At 65.3% G+C, this 18,998-nt stretch carries 15 protein-coding genes; 9 read left to right on the top strand and 6 right to left on the bottom strand.

Features of this window, described 5'->3' with window-relative positions:
* Nucleotides 1-146: 146 nt before the first annotated feature.
* Entirely contained in the window at nt 147-1,991 is a 1,845-nt protein-coding gene (locus HOP58_RS05400) for an alginate biosynthesis protein (protein ID WP_234259760.1), read from the bottom strand.
* Nucleotides 1,992-2,388: 397 nt separating this feature from the next.
* On the opposite strand from HOP58_RS05400, the gene HOP58_RS05395 reads away from it, so the two are divergent.
* From HOP58_RS05395 to HOP58_RS05385, 3 genes are all read left to right on the top strand, one after another.
* The gene (locus HOP58_RS05395; RefSeq protein WP_234259759.1) at nt 2,389-4,143 is read left to right on the top strand and encodes a type I secretion system permease/ATPase; all 1,755 of its coding nucleotides are present in this window, start codon (nt 2,389-2,391) and stop codon (nt 4,141-4,143) included.
* Nucleotides 4,140-5,462 (top strand): HlyD family type I secretion periplasmic adaptor subunit, encoded by a 1,323-nt coding sequence (locus HOP58_RS05390; protein ID WP_234254255.1) that lies wholly within the window; start codon nt 4,140-4,142, stop codon nt 5,460-5,462. The genes HOP58_RS05395 and HOP58_RS05390 overlap by 4 nt, the downstream gene beginning before the upstream one ends.
* Before the next feature lie 71 nt (nt 5,463-5,533).
* The gene (locus tag HOP58_RS05385) at nt 5,534-6,418 is read left to right on the top strand and encodes a DUF1989 domain-containing protein (protein WP_234259758.1); all 885 of its coding nucleotides are present in this window, start codon (nt 5,534-5,536) and stop codon (nt 6,416-6,418) included.
* 47 nt (nt 6,419-6,465) lie between these two features.
* On the opposite strand, the gene siaD is transcribed toward HOP58_RS05385, so the two are convergent.
* The 5 genes from siaD to HOP58_RS05360 all read right to left on the bottom strand — a co-directional run bounded on the left by siaD (nt 6,466) and on the right by HOP58_RS05360 (nt 12,361).
* Nucleotides 6,466-7,242 carry a biofilm regulation diguanylate cyclase SiaD gene (siaD, locus tag HOP58_RS05380; RefSeq protein WP_234259757.1) on the bottom strand — a complete coding sequence of 259 codons (777 nt, stop codon included), beginning with the start codon at nt 7,240-7,242 and terminating at the stop codon, nt 6,466-6,468.
* Complete coding sequence (gene siaC, locus HOP58_RS05375; RefSeq protein WP_010627765.1) at nt 7,239-7,628, bottom strand: biofilm regulation phosphoprotein SiaC; 390 nt, start codon at nt 7,626-7,628, stop codon at nt 7,239-7,241. The genes siaD and siaC overlap by 4 nt, the downstream gene beginning before the upstream one ends.
* Nucleotides 7,629-7,645: 17 nt before the next feature.
* Nucleotides 7,646-8,176, bottom strand: coding sequence for a biofilm regulation protein kinase SiaB (gene siaB / locus HOP58_RS05370; RefSeq protein WP_010627766.1), 531 nt, complete (start codon nt 8,174-8,176; stop codon nt 7,646-7,648).
* Nucleotides 8,176-10,251 carry a biofilm regulation protein phosphatase SiaA gene (siaA, locus tag HOP58_RS05365; protein ID WP_234259756.1) on the bottom strand — a complete coding sequence of 692 codons (2,076 nt, stop codon included), beginning with the start codon at nt 10,249-10,251 and terminating at the stop codon, nt 8,176-8,178. Before siaA ends, siaB begins: the two co-directional genes overlap by 1 nt.
* 169 nt (nt 10,252-10,420) lie before the next feature.
* Complete coding sequence (locus HOP58_RS05360) at nt 10,421-12,361, bottom strand: exoribonuclease II (RefSeq protein WP_234259765.1); 1,941 nt, start codon at nt 12,359-12,361, stop codon at nt 10,421-10,423.
* A 181-nt stretch (nt 12,362-12,542) separates the two neighbouring features.
* Here HOP58_RS05360 and HOP58_RS05355 point away from each other — a divergent pair, with 181 nt between their 5' ends.
* From HOP58_RS05355 to HOP58_RS05330, 6 genes are all read left to right on the top strand, one after another.
* A complete protein-coding gene (locus HOP58_RS05355; RefSeq protein ID WP_010627769.1) occupies nt 12,543-13,340 on the top strand; it encodes a Cof-type HAD-IIB family hydrolase in 798 nt (265 codons plus the stop codon).
* A gap of 138 nt (nt 13,341-13,478) precedes the next feature.
* Nucleotides 13,479-14,201, top strand: coding sequence for a response regulator (locus HOP58_RS05350; RefSeq protein ID WP_010627770.1), 723 nt, complete (start codon nt 13,479-13,481; stop codon nt 14,199-14,201).
* Nucleotides 14,202-14,281: 80 nt separating this feature from the next.
* Nucleotides 14,282-15,685 carry an ATP-binding protein gene (locus tag HOP58_RS05345; protein WP_234254298.1) on the top strand — a complete coding sequence of 468 codons (1,404 nt, stop codon included), beginning with the start codon at nt 14,282-14,284 and terminating at the stop codon, nt 15,683-15,685.
* A 135-nt stretch (nt 15,686-15,820) separates the two neighbouring features.
* On the top strand, nt 15,821-17,089 hold the full coding sequence (locus HOP58_RS05340) for an ABC transporter substrate-binding protein (RefSeq protein WP_234254248.1): 1,269 nt from the start codon (nt 15,821-15,823) through the stop codon (nt 17,087-17,089).
* A 78-nt stretch (nt 17,090-17,167) separates the two neighbouring features.
* On the top strand, nt 17,168-18,100 hold the full coding sequence (locus tag HOP58_RS05335; RefSeq protein WP_086510782.1) for a sugar ABC transporter permease: 933 nt from the start codon (nt 17,168-17,170) through the stop codon (nt 18,098-18,100).
* Nucleotides 18,093-18,971 carry a carbohydrate ABC transporter permease gene (locus HOP58_RS05330; RefSeq protein WP_234254247.1) on the top strand — a complete coding sequence of 293 codons (879 nt, stop codon included), beginning with the start codon at nt 18,093-18,095 and terminating at the stop codon, nt 18,969-18,971. Before HOP58_RS05335 ends, HOP58_RS05330 begins: the two co-directional genes overlap by 8 nt.
* Nucleotides 18,972-18,998: the final 27 nt, after the last annotated feature.

The raw sequence follows: 18,998 nt of genomic DNA, 5'->3' as shown, positions 1-18,998 counted from the left end.
TGATCTCGGTACTCGATACGGTCAAGAGGGCTTAGTCGTTCTTCGTGAACCGCCGTGGTACGGAACCGTATGCCCGGTGGTGTGAGAGGACGGGGGAGGCGACTCCCCCTCCTACTCGATTCATCGTCTACTGTCCGGTGTTCGCTTCAGGCCAGTGCCTCGTCGAAGCGCGGGGCGTCCATGCCCAGCAGCTGAAGTTCGAGATCGTCGGCTTCAATGGCCTGCGGCAGCTGCTTGTCGTCGCCCTGGGCCCGGTAGGCGAAGCGCCAGGCCTCGCCCGGGGCCAGCTCGCGCGAGTCGCCGACCCGGTAGGTCTCGCCCTCACGACTGAACTCGCCGTTCCATAGCGTATCCAGCTCGTCGTCCAGGTCGAAGCGGAGCTCGGGTAGCGCCAGCGTCTCCTGGGTCGCGTTCTCGACGAAGATTTCGGCGCTATGGCCGTCACTCCACTCGTCGAGCGTATTGCCGGTCACGACCAGCTCGGCCGTATCGTCGATCAGCGGCGGCAGCAAGCCACCATCACTCGCCAGCACTTCCCGTTCGCCGGGGACGGGCATCGGCTCGGCTTCGAACAGGCTGCGTGAGACCACGTGCAGCGTGGTGCCGTCACCGAACACGGCGTACTGCATGTCGAGGAGGGTGTCGTCGGTGCCCTTGTCGTCGCGGATGCGTACCTCGTCGTCGACAAAGTCGATGCGGTAAGCGTCGAAGTCGCTCGTATAGCGGGCGGTGTTGGTACCGCCACCACCAATCAGAACGTCCTCACCGTCGTTCCAGTCGTCGCCGGGGCCGCTTTGCAGGATGTCGTTGCCGGCGCCGCCGATCAGGGTATCGTCACCCAGGCCGCCGTTGAGGTAGACGCCATCGTCGCTGCCGCGAATCACGTCGTCGCGGCGGGAGCCGACGACATAGTCGAAACGGACCTGATTGGCGTCCGGGTCGGTGGGGGCGCCGAACGCTTCTCCCCCCTCGTTCACCCAAAGGGTCGGTGACAGGCCGTCGTTCTCCGGGTCGCGCAGCGAGCGCTCGACCCGCACCTGATTGCCGTGGTCGCGTCCACCGTGGAAGTTGACGTCGCGATCGGTCCGAGCGACCTCGACGTCGTTATCGACGGAGGAGCGCCAGGAGGCGAATACCAGGCCATGTCGCATGCCGCTGTCCTCCAGGCCGGTGAAGCTGCCGTCGTAGCTTTCGCGCAGCTCGAAAGCATAGCCGTTGCCACCGCCGCCTTTATTGAAAGCGCCTTCGGCAGAGACATCGGCAACGTCGGCATCCACTGAGCGCGAAACATGAAAGGCGGTGGAGGGGCCATTCGTGACGTCGATATCGTGGAGCTGCGAACCGTTGGTGCCGTCGAGATACACGCCTTTGAAGCCCGTCAGCTCGCTCTCGGTATTCTGGAAGCTTGCAGCGTCGGGAGTGCCGAGCTCGAAATCGATGCCGAAACCCGACAGGGTAACGTCATCGACGCTGGCCACTCTTTCCACCTGGGTCTTGCCCGCTTCGAAATCGAAATGTACCCCACGATCCAGGCTGACCTGCCCATCTTCCACTGCCGTGACCTTGGCCATGCTGGTGCGCAGCTCCGCATGCTCCTGCTTGCGCCACGCGCTGTCGCCTATTTCATCGAGAAAGGCGCTGTCGTTGTCCTGCCACAGGCGCAGGGTATCGCCCACTTCCAGTTCGGCATCGATGGCGATACCCGTGTCACCCCGCCGTACGGCGGCATCGAGGGTGCCGAGGTCGAGACTGTCGGCGGTGCCGTCCAGCTTGATGGCATGGCCCTGATCCAGGGCGTTGCGGGTGAAGGTCAGGCGGGTAGCGTCGGAGCCGGCTCCGGTGAGGGTGAGGTCGGAACGGTCGATGGTCAGGGGGGCGTCGAGCGTATATTCACCCGCCGAGAGTTCGATGGTGGCACCACTCGGTGCGTCATCGATCAGGGTCTGAAGGGCCGCTGCCGTCGTCGATGGGCCAGCCTTTAACACGGACATGTCGTCTCTCCTCGTGCACCTTGTTGGACTCGTTTTCAAGACTCATTTGCGAGGTTTGCGATGTGACGGGCGGCGAGATGCTAAACGCTTGGCGGCGAGAAAAACAGGCGGTCTAGGCGCCAAAAGGGTGGCAATCGGACAGGCTTTCCGGCTTTGTAACACTTAATTCAACCTAGAAAAATTGTCCGGGGAGTGATGCTAAGCGGCGAAGCTCATGGCAAATGAAGAGAGAGGTAGTCTGGGGAAGAAACATAACAAGACCCGTCGTTACGAAAACCATCATTCCGTAGTCATGGCTTCGCTGCGGCTCTGTTAGGCTGCCCCGCTTCAAGCCTTCATACCGCCGCTCTCGTGCCACGAGTGCGAGCAGAGTATCTCTGCGGGAGGGATACAAGCCATGGCCGCCGAGACCGTCGACGATCTCGCAAGAGCGCTGCGTCAGTGCCGGCCGACCCTGATGTGGGTGCTCGGCTTCAGTCTTTTCGTCAATGCCCTGATGCTGGTGCCGGCGCTCTACATGCTCCAGGTGTACGATCGTGTCATTACCACCGGCAGCCGTGAGACGCTGCTGCTGCTTACCCTGGTCGTCCTGTTCCTGATGGCGGTCATGGGCTTTCTCGATGTGGTGCGGTCACGCCTGCTGGTGCGTATCGGCAACCGCCTCGATGCTCGGCTGGGGGCGCGCTTGCACCAAGCCGTATTCGCCCGGCAACTTGCCGGCGAGGGGCGTACCTCGGTGCAGCCGCTTGATGACTTGCGCACGCTGCGCCAGTTCGTTTCCGGCAATGCGCTCTTCGCCTTCTTCGATGCCCCCTGGGTTCCGCTCTATCTGACCCTGCTGTTTCTCTTCGACCCCTGGCTCGGCGTTTTCGCCAGCCTGGCAGGGCTGGTGCTGCTCGGCCTGACGCTGACCAATGAAAAGCTGACCCGGGGGCTCATGCAGGATGCGGGAGAGCGCTATCGCGAGGCGCGCGAGCAGGTCGCGGAGAGCCTGAACGGCGCCGAAGTCGCCCGCTCGCTGGGCATGCTGCCGACGCTGCGGCAGCGCTGGCTGGCCAGACATCGGGCCGCCCTCGTCCTGCAGTCTCGCGCGAGCGACCGGGCCAGCGGCCTGATCCAGCTCGCCAGGACCCTGCGCCTGACATTCCAGTCGTTGATCCTCGGTCTGGGGGCGCTGCTGGTGCTCGAGGGGCGTATCACGCCGGGCGTCATGATCGCCGCTTCCATCGTTCTGGCCCGCGCCCTGGCGCCCATCGACGGCATGATCGGCGGCTGGCGGGGGTTGGTGAGCGCCCGCGACGCTTATCGGCGGTTGGCGACGCTGCTCAGGGAAATGCCCGCCGAACGGCAGCGCCTGGCACTGCCCGCCCCCCGCGGAGAGGTGACGGTAGAGTCGGCCACGCTGCTGGTGCCGGGGTCCGACCGGGCCGTACTCGACGACATCGCCTTTCGCGTCGAACCCGGCGAACACGTCGGCATCGTCGGGCCGAGCGCGGCCGGCAAGAGCAGCCTGGCCCGTCTGCTGGCCGGCGCCCAGGCGCCGGCGAGGGGGGCGATACGCCTCGATGGGGCCAGCTTCGAGCAGTGGGACCGCGCCGCCTTGGGGCCTTTCCTGGGCTATCTACCCCAGGAGATCGAGCTTTTCGACGGCACGGTGAGTGACAACATCGCCCGCTTCGATGAGCCATGCCCCGAGCAGGTGGTCGAGGCAGCGCGCAAGGCCGGCGTGCACGACATGATCCTGCGTCTGCCGGCGGGCTATGAGACCCGACTCGGCCGTTCCGGCGTGGTGCTGTCGCGCGGTCAGCGTCAACGGGTGGCCCTGGCCCGGGCCCTGTATGGCGACCCGGTGCTGGTGGTGCTCGACGAGCCCAACGCCAATCTCGACGATACCGGTGAGCGCGCGCTGATGGCGGCGCTGGAACGCCTCAAGCGGGATGGCGTCACCCTGTTCGTGATCACCCATCGGCGCAGCGTACTGGCAAGCGTCGATACGCTGCTGGTGCTCGACGAGGGGCATCTGCGTCTGCAGGGAGCCCGTGAAGAGGTGCTGGCCCGGCTGGAGGCCTCCGCGAGCAGGCGCGAAGCCTCGGCACGACCGTCGAGCCGGCCCGCGCCGCCCCGGCGTACAACGCACGAGGCGGGCACATGATCTATCCGCAGCAACCGGCGCCACCTGCCGCGGCCACGCCGGCCCCGCCCGTCGATCCGCGCCCCTGGCAGCGCATCGGCCTGCTGGTGTTGATGATTGCCTTCGGCGGCTTCGGTGGCTGGGCGGTGGCAGCCAATCTGGCGGTGGGGGTCGTGGCGTCGGGCAAGGTAACGGCGGCTTCATTCACGCGCTCGGTGCAGCACTACGAAGGCGGTATCGTCAGCGAGATCCGGGTAGCCGATGGCGACCGAGTCGAGGCGGGCGAGGTTCTGGTGGTGCTCGACGATACCCGGGCGCGTTCGCAGCTTCAGCTGGCACGCAACCAGTATCTGCTCAACCGGGCCAGTGAAGTGCGGCTGTCGGCCGAGCTGGCCGAGCGCGAGACGCTGACGTTTCCTGCCGAGCTGCGCAACAGTCAGTCGCGTCGTGTCCGCGAAGCGCTGGCGGTGCAGCAGGGGCTGTTCTTCGCCCGCCGGCAGACGCTCGACGGCACCCTGGCCACCCTCGAGCAGCAGGCCCATCAGTATCGCGAGCAGCGCGATGGTCTGGAAGCGCTGATCAAGGTCAGCCGGCAGCGAAGCGCCTCGTTGGACGAGGAGGCGGAGGACCTGCGCAGCCTGTTCGAGCGTGGCCACGGCGATCGGCAGCGTCTGCGTGAGCTGGAGCGTGATCTTCTCGAGCTGCAAGGGGAGACGGCTCAGCAGGAGTCGAATGCCGCGAGCATCGACGCGCAGATCAGCGAGAACCGTCTGCAGCGGCAGATACTGCGCCAGGAGTTCCTGCAGGAGACCGGCGAGCAACTGCGGGACGTGCAGGCGCAGATTGCCGACGCCGAGGAGCGCATCACCGCGCTCGAGGACGAAGTGCGGCGCACTGCCGTGCGAGCGCCGGTAGCGGGCAGCGTCGTCGACCTGCGCCTACGCAGCAGCGGCGCGGTGATCGATCCGGGCGATGCGGTACTGGACATCGTGCCGGTGGACGAAGGGTTCGTGGTCGAGGCGCGCGTGCCGGTCCACGAGATCGACAGCCTGCATCCCGGGCAGGCGGCGCGCATCCGCTTCACTGCCTTCGACCAGCGCTCGAGCCGTGCCGTCGAAGGCGAGCTCGTCCATCTCTCCGCCGACAGCCTGGTGGACGAGACCACGGGCAGCGACTATTACCTGGCGCGCATCGCCGTGGACGAGACGCGGCTGCACGAGGAGATGCGGCTGGTGGCGGGCATGCCGGCCGAGGTGATGATCCATACCGGCGAGCGTACCTTCGCCAGCTACCTGCTAGAGCCGTTCAGCGACGTCCTGGCCCGGGCCATGCGCGGCTAGCCGTTCGGCTGCGTTGACGTGAGGTGGCGCGCTATCGGCTAGGCTGAGGCAAACGAGCTTGGAGAACCACGATGAACAAGGTACCCGCCGCCTATCAGGCGACCCGAGGCTCCGTCCTCAACGTCGACAGAACGTTCTATTCGCGGCTGACCGACCCAACGGCCCGGGAGCGCGTCGACTCGCTGGTGGTGCCGATTCGCGAGGGGCGGGCGTGGCAGGTGCCTGCAGGGCACGTGATGCGGCTCACGACCCTGGAGGGGCCGCAGGTCGGTGACCTCAACCTGTGGAACCGGCACAACCCGCGAGAACGTTTCTGGGCCTCGCGCACCCGTCAGCTACAGCGTGCCCACGTTTCCACCTTCGATCGGCTATGGTCGACGCTGCCCTATCTGCGCCCCATGGCCACGATCATCGATGACAGCCTGGCGGGCTATGGCGTCGACGGTAGCGGCATGGACGAACAGGGCGGACGTATTCACGATCTGCTGGGAACCCGCTGTGACCCCTACGTCAATCGCCTGCTCACCGGCGATGACTTCGATCATCACTGTCACTCCAACCTGGTACGCGCCGTGCTGCCGCATGGCCTCACCGAGTTCGACGTGCACGACGTGCTCAACGTGTTCCAGTGCACCGGCCTCAACGAAGACGACCAGTATTTCATGAAGGCCTGTCCGGCGCGGCAGGGCGATTACCTGGAGCTGTTTGCCGAGATCGACCTGCTGTGCGCGCTGTCCTGCTGCCCGGGTGGCGATCTCTCGGTGGAACTGTGGGGGCCGAATGCCGGCGATCCGCTGCTGACCTGTCACCCCATCGGGGTCGAGGTGTTCTCTCTCGCGCCTGAACTGCTGACCGGTTGGCAGCCACCGGTGCCCTCGCCCTATGCCGGTGGGCATGGCCTCACGGGCCCCACCGTCGACTGGGGAGAGGAGAAGCGGCGGCGTGCCGATCGCTGAGGCCCGTGCGCAAGGCGCTGAGGGCATTTTTACCGCGAGCTAAGGGCTCACTCGGCGACGCAGCTGCGATCCCGTCCGCTGCGCTTGGCCTGCAACAGGGCCTGGTCGGCGCGTAGCAGGGTATGGTTGAGCAGATCCTCGCCGTCGCGGTATTCGCTCAGCCCCGCGCTGGCGGTGATCGAGAGCCGGCTGTCACCCACCTGGACCGCCTGCTCGGCCAAGCGCTGGCGCAAGCGATCGACGATGGTACTGGCCTCGGAGAGGCCGGTATCGGCCAGCAGCAGCAGGAACTCCTCACCGCCCCAGCGTACGCACAGGTCGTAATCGCGCAGCTCCTGGCGGATGGTCTGGGCGATGGACACCAGCACCTGGTCGCCGGCTTCGTGTCCGTGCCGGTCGTTGATCTGCTTGAAGTGGTCGATATCGAGCATCACCAGGGTGTAACGCTTGCGCTCGTCCAGCTTGGGTAGCCGCTCGTCGATCAAGCGCCGATTGGGTAGACCGGTCAGAAGATCGTGAGTCGAGGCCTCACGCAGGGCGCTGTTGCGTTCGTGCATGAGCCGCTGGTAGCCGTCGGAAATGCGCGATAGCTTTTCCTGTCGGTGCAGCGACTTCTGGTAGCGGCGCTGGGCCTTGCGTTCGTCCTCGCGCACGTAACGCTGGTATCCATCGGCGATCGTCACCAGTCGTTCCAACCGCTGTTTCTCGGCGCGGTGAAATGCATGCAGGCGCGCCAGGGCCGGGCGCAGCGGGCTATCGGCATGCGCGGGGTCGTTCAGTAGCGCCTCGATCTGCGCCATCAGCTCGGTTTCCTCGCGGGTCATTCCGGGGCCTGCGCAGGAGTGATGGCGAATGCGAAGGTGCAGTCCTCGCGGAACTCCTCGGCGAGTTCGGCAATGCGCTCGTTGCGTGGATCGTAGAGCCAGGTGACCTGGATGCCGCGTCCTTCCTGGTGTGCTTCCTCCAGCAGATCGAAGATATCCATCATGGCCTTGACCGAACTGGTGTTGAGATAGACCAACGCCAGCTCCAGCGTCAGTGGGCGTGACTCCTCCTCGAGGAAGCGCTTGACCCAGTCGATCACCTGATCGAACAGCTCGAAGGAGTTCTCCGGGTAGGAGTCGCCTTGCATGGTGAGTAGGCCGGCCTGCCAGTCGCTGATGATGGTAGGCGTGGACTGGCTGCCGGGGATGTTGAGGTCGTTGGTCATTACTAGCACTCGGCTGATCAGATCACGGCGGTGAGGCTGAAGAAGCCTCTTCCGTCGGGCAGTGGCTCGAGAGAGGCCCGCATTGGCTCGCTCGACTTGCGTGCGATGTCCAGGAGCCCCAGGCCAGCGCCGGAGCTTACGTTGCCACGCGGCATGCGCAGCTGCTTCTTGTAGGCCTGTTTGAGCTCCAGCTTGTCGAGCTTGGCAAGCGACTCGATGGTGCGGAGCAGTGCTTCGCCGTCGGTGTATTCCACCAGATTGCCGGCGGAAACCAGGTAATGGCCCTGGGCATCCTTGGCTACCGCCACCGTGGCCGAAGCGGCCTCCTCATCGTAGCCAAGGCGCATGGCATAGTGCCGGATGTTCTGGGTCATTTCGATGTAAGCGGCGAAGACGTCCATGGCATCCGTCGGTGTGGCCTGCTGGGAGTTCAGGTAGTTGCGCAAAGCGTTACCGATTTCCTCGATCAGGCTACGCGAGATCGGGCCATTGAAGCACAGCATGATGCGCTGCTCGAGATAGCTTTCGCGCATGCTCAACAGGTTCATCACACATTCTCCTGTGATGTGGCGCCTGCCATGGCAGGGAGCGGAGTGGTTGGGTCGCTGCCGGGCGGACGGTCCTGCTCGGTGAAGCGGAAGCTCAACAGAGTGATGTCGTCGCGCTGTGGCAGATTACCCTGGTAGTCGCGCAGCGCCTGTTCGAAGGCCTTCATCTGTTCCGGCAGGGAGCGCTGGGCGTGCTGCCTGAGCAGTGCCTCGAAGCGCGAGTTGCCGAAGCCGAAGCCTTCGCTGCCGCCGGCCTGGTCGAAGAAGCCATCGGTGCACAGCGAATAGGTCCAGCCAGGGCGAAGGTCGACGGTCTGGTTGCGATATTCGATCCGGCGCTTGTGGCCCAGCGGTCGCCGGTCGCCCTGAAGGTGCGTCAGTGCCGTGCCGTCGCTGGTGTAAAGGCCGATCTTGGCCCCGGCGAAGGTGACCTTGCGTGAATCCAGATCCACCCAGGCCAGGCCGATATCCATGTTGGTGGCAACGGAGGCGGGGAGCTCCTCGGCACGCAGCACTTCGCGGCTCTGACGATCGGTTTCGTTGAGGATCGCTGCCGGATCCTCGTGCCCGAGCTTGAGGATGGCATGATCGAGAATGGCTCTGGCCAGCATGGTCATGAGCGAGCCGGGAACGCCATGGCCGGCGCAGTCCACCACACCGAACAGGTAGCCGCCCTGGCCGGGGCGGAACAGGTAGAAGTCACCGCCCACCGTGTCTCGTGGCTTCCACAACACGCCATGATGATGCTCGAGATGCAGCTCGAGCTGTTGGTCGGGCAGGATGGCGCGCTGAATGAAGCTGGCGTAGTCGATGGAGTCGTTGAGCTTCTTCTGGGTGGCGGCCATTTCGGCGTTGGCCAGTTCGAGCTCCCGGGTACGCTCCTGAACCTTCTCTTCCAGCTCGCGGGTATGACGCTGCACCTGGTTGGCCATGTGCGAGAAGGCCTGTGACAGCTCACCGATTTCGTCGCGACGCGAGGTCGGCAGCGGTGAGTCGTAGTGACCGGCGGCGATCGCCTGGGCCGACTGCTTGAAACGACTCAGAGGCGCCAGTATCAGTCGCTCGGTGGCCAGGGCGATGACCGTGAGCAGAACCCCCAGGATCAGCGCGGCGGCAATCAACAGCGGCCAAAGCCAGCGCTGATCGAGGATGTTGGCCACGCTCATGTCCAGCGCGGTGATCAGGTACCAGTCCAGTTCGGGAATGTAGCCCACCGAGAGCAGGCGCTCGCGTCCTTCGAGGGTGGCCCATAGGGTCTGGATCACCTCAGGGGAGCCGTTGGCCGCCAACATGGCTGCGGTCAGTGTGGCCCGCTGCTCGTCGCTGCCGAGCAAGGCATGAATGGTACGCTCACCGTCGACGTCTCCCGCTCCCGAGCCGAGGGCGATTCGCTCAAGAGATGGGTGGGCCTGCAGCGCGCCCTGACGGTCGACGATCATTGGCGTCACCCCTTCCGCCTCATCGCGAATGAAGGCATTGAGGAAGTCGCCGAGTTCGAAACCGGTACCGGCCAGGCCCAGCAAGGCACCGTCCTCGCGAACCTGAACGTTGAGCCAGACTTTGGTCACGTCGAGCTCATGGTCGACGTTGACGTTGAGGTTATAAGGCTCTTGACTCCGGGTGATCTGGAAGTACCAGGCATCGTTGGCTTGAGCGCCATCCAGACGGTAACGCGGGGTCGGCATGGCGTTTCCGGCATCGGTGGCGTCGATGTAGTAGTAGTCACCGCTGGCGTCGACGATCACGAAGTAGGAGCGATCGGCAAAGTCCTGGCGAAACCCCTCGGCCTCCTCGAAGAAACGCGCCTGAAGCCGCGGATCTCTTTCATCGTTCAGCCACTGCCGTAGCGCCAGGTTGTCGGCGAAGCGCTGGGCCAGGGCCAGCTCTCGCGATATCGGCGCATGAATCTTCTGCATATGCAGCAGGGTGTAATTCTCGGCATAAGCGTTGGCGAAATGACGGCGTACGTCGTCGACCGCCTTCCAGCCCAGCAGAACGGCGGGAATCAAGGCAAGAAGACAGGCAAGAAGCAGGGTCGCGATCGACTTGCCACGTAGCCCCCATCGTGCGGCCATGGTATTGGGAATCCCTGCGCTGGCGAGACTGATGGGCGTCAGCCTCGAGGTGTGATGTTTTTCAGCTAAAAATGCCACAAGCCCGGGCGCAAAGCGAGAGGATGACAAAGATAAAAAATGCCCGGCTCTGCGGGCCGGGCATTGCAGTCACTCAGCGACGCATAGTTGTCTAGGAGGCCGGACGTGCCACCAGCGAACGGGTCTCCTCGCGTGCTTCGATCAGCGCCACGCGGATCACGTCGCCGAGCTTGTAGCGCTCTTCGCCCTCGACCTGGATGCGACCTTCCTTGTCGTCGATGACCACCTTGTCGCGGTCGCTATGGATCATCGGAGCAGGTACGAAGGCGGTGGCACCGTTGGCAGTGAGACGTACACGCATCCCGCCGCGGGTGATGCCGAAGATCTCCGCTTCGAAGTCTTGCTGCTCCTTGGCTGCCGGCGTCAGATAGCGCACGTAGAGCCAGTCCTTGACGTCGCGCTCGGCCATGCGGTTGAGCTTGCGGCGTTCGGTGAGCTGCTCGGTCAGCGCCTGGGTCGCCTCGGCCGGGGCCTGCTCACCCTTGAGCACGCGCTTGATCAACCGGTGATTGACCATGTCGCCGTACTTGCGAATCGGCGAGGTCCAGGTGGCATAGGCGTTCAGCCCCAGGCCGAAATGCGGGCCAGGGCGGGCCGACATGCTGGTGAAGCCCTGGAAGCGGCGCAGGCGGGCGTCGAGCCAGGCGTCGTCGCGGCTCTCCAGTGCACGCTTGAGCTCCTTGTAGCGCGGCAGCTCGGAGAGCGCCTCGAGCTCGACCTCGATCTGCTGCGCGGTGAGGAACTCATGGGCGGCCTGGGCCTTCTCGGGGTCGAAAGCGCGATGCACGTTGAAGATACCGTGACCGATGTGCTCGGCGAGAAAGTGGGCGCAGCAGGCGTTGGCCGCGATCATCGACTCTTCGATCATGCGGTTGGCGATGCGCCGTTCCTCGATGCGCACGTCGAGCACGTTGCCGGCCGGATCCAGGTCGAACACGTAGTCGGGGCGATCCTTGAACACCAGAGCATGTTCGGTGCGCCAGGCGCTGCGCGCCTCTGTCATGTCACGCAGGGCCTGCAGCTGACCGACGATCTCCTCGGCAGGAGCCCATTCGCCCTGACCTTCGAGCCAGTCGGAGATGCGGTCGTAGACCAGCTTGGCCCGGGAGCGCACGCGGGCGGCAAAGAAGCGATAGTCGCCGAGGCCGCCGTCGGCTTCCACCTCCAGCGTGCACGCCAGCACCGGGCGCTCTTCGCCTTCGCGCAGCGAGCAGAGGTCGTCGGCCAGCTGCTCGGGCAGCATGGTGACGTTCTGGCCCGGCAGGTAGACGGTGAAGGCGCGCGTGCGGGCCTCCAGGTCGGCGGCATGCCCCTCCTCCACGTAGGCGGTGGGGTCGGCGATAGCCACCGTCAGACGCCAGCCGCCTTCATCCCGCGGTTCGATGCGCAGGGCATCGTCCATGTCGCGGGTCTTCTCGCTATCAATGGTGAAGAAAGGCTCGGCGGTAAGATCCTCGCGCTCGAGTCCCTCGTCGCGCAGGGGCCAGTCGTTGCCGGCTTCGGGGCACTCCTGTTCCAGCGCGTGACGCGCCAGGGTCACCCGCCACGGCACGGCGGGGTCGTCGGCCTTGGCCACCAGCTCGTCGATCTGGGTGAAGAACGCGCGATCGTCGGGCTTGAGCGGATGGCGCACCAGCCGCGCCACGACCCAGTCGGCATCGCCGATGCTGGCCTCGTCGAGGCTGTTCTTGATGCGCGCCTTGAGCACGTTGTTGATCGAAGGGTGGTCGGGCACCACGGCCAGGCGGCCCTCACGCTTCTGCACGCGAGCGATGAAGCGGCTCAGGCCCGCTTCGAGGAGCGTGTCGGGCTCGACGGAGGTCTTGTCGCCATTCTCGTGAATCACGGCCTGGACGCGGTCGCCATGCAGCACCTGCTTCATGGCAGGCGGCGGCACGAAGTAGGACTGGCCGTCGTCGGTTTCGAGGAAGCCGAAGCCCTTGTCGGTGGCCTTGATGACCCCCTCGGCGCGCGGCGTGGTCTCACGAATCTGTTGCTTGAGCTGGGCGAGCAGCGGGTTGTTCTGCAGCATGATCACGAACGTGTGGCGGGATAGGAGGGCCACTATACGGATTCCCGCAGCCGGCGCCAAACGTTGCCGGGCCGGTCACGACAAAACAATCGCTTGGCGCGGCGGGCAGAAATGCCTCGTACGCTGGGCAAGCCTCGTCGGCTGCGTTAGCCTCTAGCGGGTATACGAAGGAATGGACGCCATGACACCTCACCTGATCGTCTCCGACCTCGACGGCACTCTGCTCGACGCCAACCACGACCTGCATCCCGAAACCGTCGAGACCCTGCGCCTGCTGGCCGGGCAGGGGCATCATCTGGCCTTCGCCTCGGGGCGCCATTTCCGCGACATGCTGGCCTTTCGCGAACGGCTGGGCGTGCCGCTCCACGTGATCAGTACCAACGGCGCTTACCTGCACGGGCCCGAAGGCGACCTGTTGGCCGCGCGTCATCTCGAGGCGCAGCTGGCCCGTGAGCTGATCGCCCTGGAGCGCCACGCCAGCGTGCGCCTCAACCTCTATCTGGAGCACGAGTGGCTGATCGATGCCCCCGAGCCGCGCCTTCTGGCCTACCACGCCCACACCGGCTTCGGTTACCGCGTGGTCGAACCGTCGAGTCTGGATGGGGAAGGGGTGGGCAAGGTGCTCTACATCGGCGAGCCCGAACGGCTGGCCGGGCTCGAGGCCCAGGTGCGCATAAGTCACGGGGAGCGCCTGCACGTCACTTATTCCACGGTCAATTCGCTGGAGATCATGGCCGGTGGCGTCAACAAGGGCACCGCGCTCGAAGCGCTGCTGGCCACCCTCGACATCGACAGCACCCGCTGCCTGGCCTTCGGCGACAATCTCAACGATACCGAGATGCTCAGTCTCGCCGGCGAGGCCCACGTGATGGCCAACGCGCATCCCGCGCTGTTCGAGCGGGTGCCCGTGGCTCGCCGCATCGGCCATCACGCCGAAAGCGCCGTGGCGCGGCATCTGCAGGAGCGCTTTTCTCTCTAGGATCAAGCGGGAGCGAGCGTTGCGACGTTGGTCTAGGCCCCCTTGCCGTGCCGCGCGTGCATGCCCATCATCGATGCCATAACGACAACGATTCACGGCGTTGCCTGCCCCAGGCATTGCCCCTGCCATCGGAAGACGATGACCACAACGCCCGCCACTCTGATCGTGGTCGACGACGACCCCGAAATCCGCGAACTGCTGGTCGACTACCTCGGACGTCACGGCTATCGCGCCCTGGCTGCCGAGGATGCCAAGGCGCTGCACGGCCTGTTGACGAGCGAAACCCCCGATCTGCTGATCGTCGACATCATGCTGCCCGGCGACGACGGCTTCACCATCTGCCGCGACATTCGCCGCGACAGCGACGTGCCGATCATCATGCTCACCGCCAGCGCCGACGAGACCGATCGCATTCTCGGCCTGGAGCTGGGCGCCGACGACTATCTGGGCAAGCCGTTCAACCCGCGCGAACTGCTGGCGCGCATCAAGGCGGTGCTGCGGCGTGTCCGCGGCGGTTCGCCAGCCGATCCGGCCCGTGCCCGGCTGGTAGCCTTCGGGGCCTGGCGGCTCGACCGCATGACTCGCGAACTGATCGACGAGCGCGACGAGCGCACGCCGCTCTCGGGGGCCGATTTCCAGCTGCTGCAGGTGTTTCTCGAGCGTCCCGAGCAGGTCCTCTCGCGGGAGGCGCTGTATGAGCTGACCCGCGGGCGTCCGGCACCGCCGCTGGATCGCTCCATCGACGTGCACGTCTGCCGGCTGCGTCAGCGCCTCGGCGAGGATGCCCACTATCATCAGATGATTCGTACCGTGCGCGGGGCGGGCTACGTCTTCACCGCCCGGGTCGAAGCGCTGACGTGAACGAGGGACTGCGCCGCCATTGGCAGCGTCGCCTGGCGCGCCTGCTGCCTCGTACCCTGCGCGGACGCTTCGTGCTGATCATGTTGGTCGGCGTGCTCAGTGCCCAGCTGGCCAGCTATGCTGTGTGGACCTCCCAGGTGCGTTCCAGCCAGCTCGAGCAGCTCGACGAGCTGTCGCGCAACGTCGCCTTCAGCGTGGCCTCGACCATGCGCTTCTTCCGTTCGCTGCCCTTCGAGTATCGTCATATCGTGCTCGATCAGCTGCGCAACATGGGCGGCACGCGCTTCTTCGTCAGCGTCAACGAGCGGCGCATCCCGGTCGAGGACATCGGCTCAGGGCCGGAAAAACGCCTGGTCGTGGACAACTTTCGTGAGATCCTCACCGCCGAGCTGAACATCGACGATGTACTGGTGGAGTTCTCCCGGGCCGAGACCCTGCGCGTCTACAACAACGAGGTGCTACTGCACGACCTGCCGCCGCGCTGGGGCCAGCACAGTCTGCTGATGGAACCGCTGTCGCCGCCAATCCTGGTGGTGCAGATGGAGCTCGGCCCCGACACCTGGCTCTACGTGGCCACGCTGCTGCCAGTGCCCGACCTGTTCAATGAACACGGCTGGCTGTCGGGCGAACGACTGCTGGCGAGCCTGATGGTCCTACTCACGGTGATCGGCCTGGCCCTGCTCGGGATTCGCAGCGTGACCCGACCGCTGGCACGGCTGTCGCGAGCGGCGCGCCAGCTTGGCGACGACCTCGATGCGCCGCCGCTGCGCGAGAGCGGGCCGCGTGAGGTGGCGGCCACAGCGGCGGCGTTCAATCGCATGCAGGAGCGCATTCGCGATCAGGTCGACGAGCGCGAGCGGCTGTTCTCGGCCATCTCCCATGATCTCAAGACACCCATCACCCGGCTGCGCCTGCGGGCCGAGATGCTCGACGATCCGGTACAGCGCGAGCGTTTCTGCGCCTCGCTCGACGAGCTCGATCTGCTGGTGAAGGGGGCGCTGGCCTCGGTGAAGGGCTTCGACCTGCACGAGGAGGTGACCGAGGTGGAGCCCGGTGAACTGCTGGCCGAGCTGGCCGACGAGCTGACGCTGCAGGGTGGGGTGGTGACGCTGCACGGTCATGCCGCTCCGCTGCCGGTGAAGCCGCTGGCCTTCAAGCGCTGCCTGGCGAATCTGCTGGAGAATGCGGTGTTCTACGGTCGGCGTGCCGAGGTGACGCTGGTCGACTCGCCGCAGCGTCTGACCATCGTCATCCGCGACCACGGTCCGGGCATTCCCGAGGCGCAGCACGAGCGGGTATTCGCTCCCTTCGTGCGTCTCGAACCCTCACGCAGCCGCAACACCGGCGGTAGCGGTCTGGGGCTGGGTATCGCCCGGCACATCGCCCGCGCCACGGGCGGTGACATTGCGCTGTCCAACCATCCCGAAGGCGGGCTGGTGGTTACGCTCTCGCTACCGCGTCCGCAGGATGTTACGCCGCTGTAATAGGGCTGCAATGCTTTGCAGGACTAGGTAACCCCAGTCACACCCGCTCTCGGTTAACGTTACTGGCATGCCGGCCATCACCGGTCTCGATAACAGTTTCAATAACTGTTCAATAACAACAGCAGGAGCATGCCGATGACCCTTCTCGAGAATCCCTTGCGCAAGACGGCCCTGGCCCTGGCCACCGCGGCAGCAACGTCACTGACGTTCAGCGTTCAGGCCGCCGAGGTGGAGGTCCTTCACTGGTGGACCTCGGGCGGCGAGGCCCGTGCGGCCAACGTACTCAAGGAGCTGATGGAAGCCGAAGGCTACGGCTGGGAAGACTTTGCCGTGGCCGGTGGCGGCGGCGAAACGGCCATGACCGTACTCAAGTCGCGGGCCATGTCCGGCAATCCGCCGTCGGCTGCCCAGATCAAGGGGCCGGAGATTCAGGAGTGGGGTGAGTTGGGCCTGCTCGGCGAGCTCGACGAGGTGGCCGAGGCCGAAGGTTGGGACGAGCTGCTGCCGCCCACGGTGGCCGACGTCATGCGTCACAACGGCAGCTATGTGGCGGTGCCGGTCAACGTGCACCGGGTCAACTGGCTGTGGGCCAACCCCCAAGTGCTCGAAGCCGCCGGCGTGGAGATGCCCACCACCCTCGACGAACTGTTCGAGGCCGGTGAGGCGATCCGTGAGGCGGGCTTCATCCCGCTGGCCCACGGCGGCCAGGCATGGCAGGACGCCACCGTGTTCGAGAGCGTGCTGCTGGCAAGCGGCGGTACCGAGTTCTACCAGCAGGCGCTGGTCGAGCTCGACCCCGAAGCGCTGGGCAGCGAGAGGATGATCGAGGCGCTGGAGACCTTCAAGCGTCTGCGTGAGCTGATGGACGCCGACATGTCTGGCCGCGACTGGAACATCGCCACCTCCATGGTGATCGAGGGTAGCGCCGGCATGCAGCTGATGGGTGACTGGGCCAAGGGCGAGTTCACCGCCGCCGGGCTCACCGCCGGCGAGGAGTATCTCTGCGCCGCGGCGCCGGGTACCCAGGATGCCTTCACCTTCAACATCGACAGCCTGGCCATGTTCCGTGTCGAAGGAGCGGAGCGCGAAGCGCAGCAGGCCCTGGCGCGTCTGGTGCTGGAACCGACCTTCCAGGAGGCCTTCAATCTGGCCAAGGGCTCGATCCCCGCCCGGCCCGATCTCGACATGAGCGAGTTCGATCAGTGTGCCCAGCAGTCAATGGACGACTTCCAGCGCACCGCCGAGGAGGGCGGCCTGGTTCCCAGCATGGCCCACGGCATGGCGGTACGTGCCGACGTCCAGGGCGCCATCTTCGACGTGGTGACCAACTACTTCAACTCGCGTGACATGGCCGCCGAAGAAGCCGCTCGTCGGATGGTCAACGCCGCCCAGGCCGCGCTCTGACCGTAGCCAACCGATAGGGCGAACCTGCAATCCAGGTTCGCCCTGGTGGTACGCCGCTCAAGCCCGAGGTCTCCCGTTATGTCCCTGTCAAGTTCGGCGGCACGCCCGACCGCCGGTTCCACTGCCCGACGCAGCCACTCAGGCCTGCTCCAGGCCTGGCTGCCCAAGCTGGTGTTGGCACCCTCTGCCGCCATCTCGCTGTTCTTCGTCTATGGCTTCATGCTGTGGACCTTCGTTCTCTCGCTGACCAACTCGCGCATGCTGCCCAGCTACGAGTTCGTCGGTTTCGCCCAGTACGCGCGGCTGATGGCCAACGACCGCTGGTGGGTGGCTTCCACCAACCTGGTGGTGTTCGGCGGTCTGTTCGTGGCCATCTGCCTGGCACTGGGGCTGGTGCTCGCCATCTTGCTCGACCAGCGCATTCGCCAGGAGGGCGCGCTGCGTACGATCTATCTCTATCCCATGGCGCTGTCGTTCATCGTCACCGGCGTGGTGTGGAAGTGGCTGCTCAACCCCGGTCTCGGCATCCAGGCCATGGTGCGCAGTTGGGGCTTCGAGAATTTCCGCTTCGACTGGCTGGTCGACCCGGACATGGCCGTCTACACCCTGGTGATCGCCGCGGTGTGGCAGGCTTCCGGCTTCGTCATGGCGCTGTTTCTCGCCGGGCTGCGCGGCATCGACGACAGCATCCTCAAGGCCGCCCAGCTCGATGGCGCCAGCCTGCCGCGCATCTACTGGCGGGTGGTGATTCCCTGTCTGCGTCCGGTGGTGTTCAGCGCGGTGATGATCCTTTCGCACATCGCCATCAAGAGCTTCGACCTGGTGGTGGCGCTCACCGGCGGCGGGCCCGGCTACGCCTCCGATCTGCCGGCCACCTTCATGTACGCCCATGCCTTCACCCGGGCACAGATCGGTCTGGGCTCGGCCAGCGCCATGCTGATGCTGGGCGGCGTGCTGGCGATCCTGATTCCCTATCTCTACTCGGAATTGAGGAGCCGCCGTCATGGATAATGTCATTCGTCGCCGCACTCCGGGCGCGCGGCTCGGTCGGGCCATGCTCTACGCCGTGCTGCTGCTGGCCGCGCTGTTCTATCTGCTGCCGCTGGCGGTGATGCTGATCACCTCGGTCAAGCCGCTGGCCGAGATCACCCCCGGCACGCTGCTCTCGCTGCCCCGGGAGCCGACCCTGGCACCCTGGGCCAAGGCCTGGGGTGAGGCCTGTACCGGCATGCGCTGCGAAGGCATCGGGGTCTACTTCTTCAACTCGATTGCCATCGTGGTGCCCGCGGTATTGATCTCCACTGCCATCGGCGCGCTCAATGGCTACGCCCTGACCAAGTGGCGCTTCAAGGGCTCGGAGCTGCTCTTCGCGCTGATGCTGTTCGGCTGCTTCATCCCGTTTCAGGTGGTGCTGCTGCCCATGGCGCAGACGCTGGGCTGGCTGGGGCTGTCGAGTTCGCGGGCGGGGCTGATCCTGGTCCACGTGATCTTCGGCATCGCCTTCACCACGCTGTTCTTCCGCAATTTCTACGTGGCGGTACCCACCGAGCTGGTATCGGCGGCCAAGCTCGACGGCGCCGGCTTCTTCCGCATCTTCTGGCGCATCCTGCTGCCCGTATCGGCGCCGATCATCGTGGTCTCGGTGATCTGGCAGTTCACTCAGATCTGGAACGATTTCCTGTTCGGCGTGGCCTTCTCGGCCCACAACACCCAGCCGGTGACGGTGGCGCTCAACAATCTGGTCAACACCTCCACCGGGGCGCGCGAATACAACGTCGACATGGCGGCGGCAATGATTGCCGCGCTGCCCACGCTGATTGTCTACGTGCTGGCGGGAAAGTATTTCGTCCGTGGGCTCACGGCCGGCTCGGTCAAGGGCTGAGCAACCGAACAACGAGAGGTTTTTCGA

Origin of the sequence: Halomonas sp. MCCC 1A11062, from assembly GCF_021404355.1 — a bacterium.
Lineage (GTDB): Bacteria > Pseudomonadota > Gammaproteobacteria > Pseudomonadales > Halomonadaceae > Halomonas > Halomonas aerodenitrificans.
This window is presented reverse-complemented; position numbering and strand designations above follow the sequence as displayed.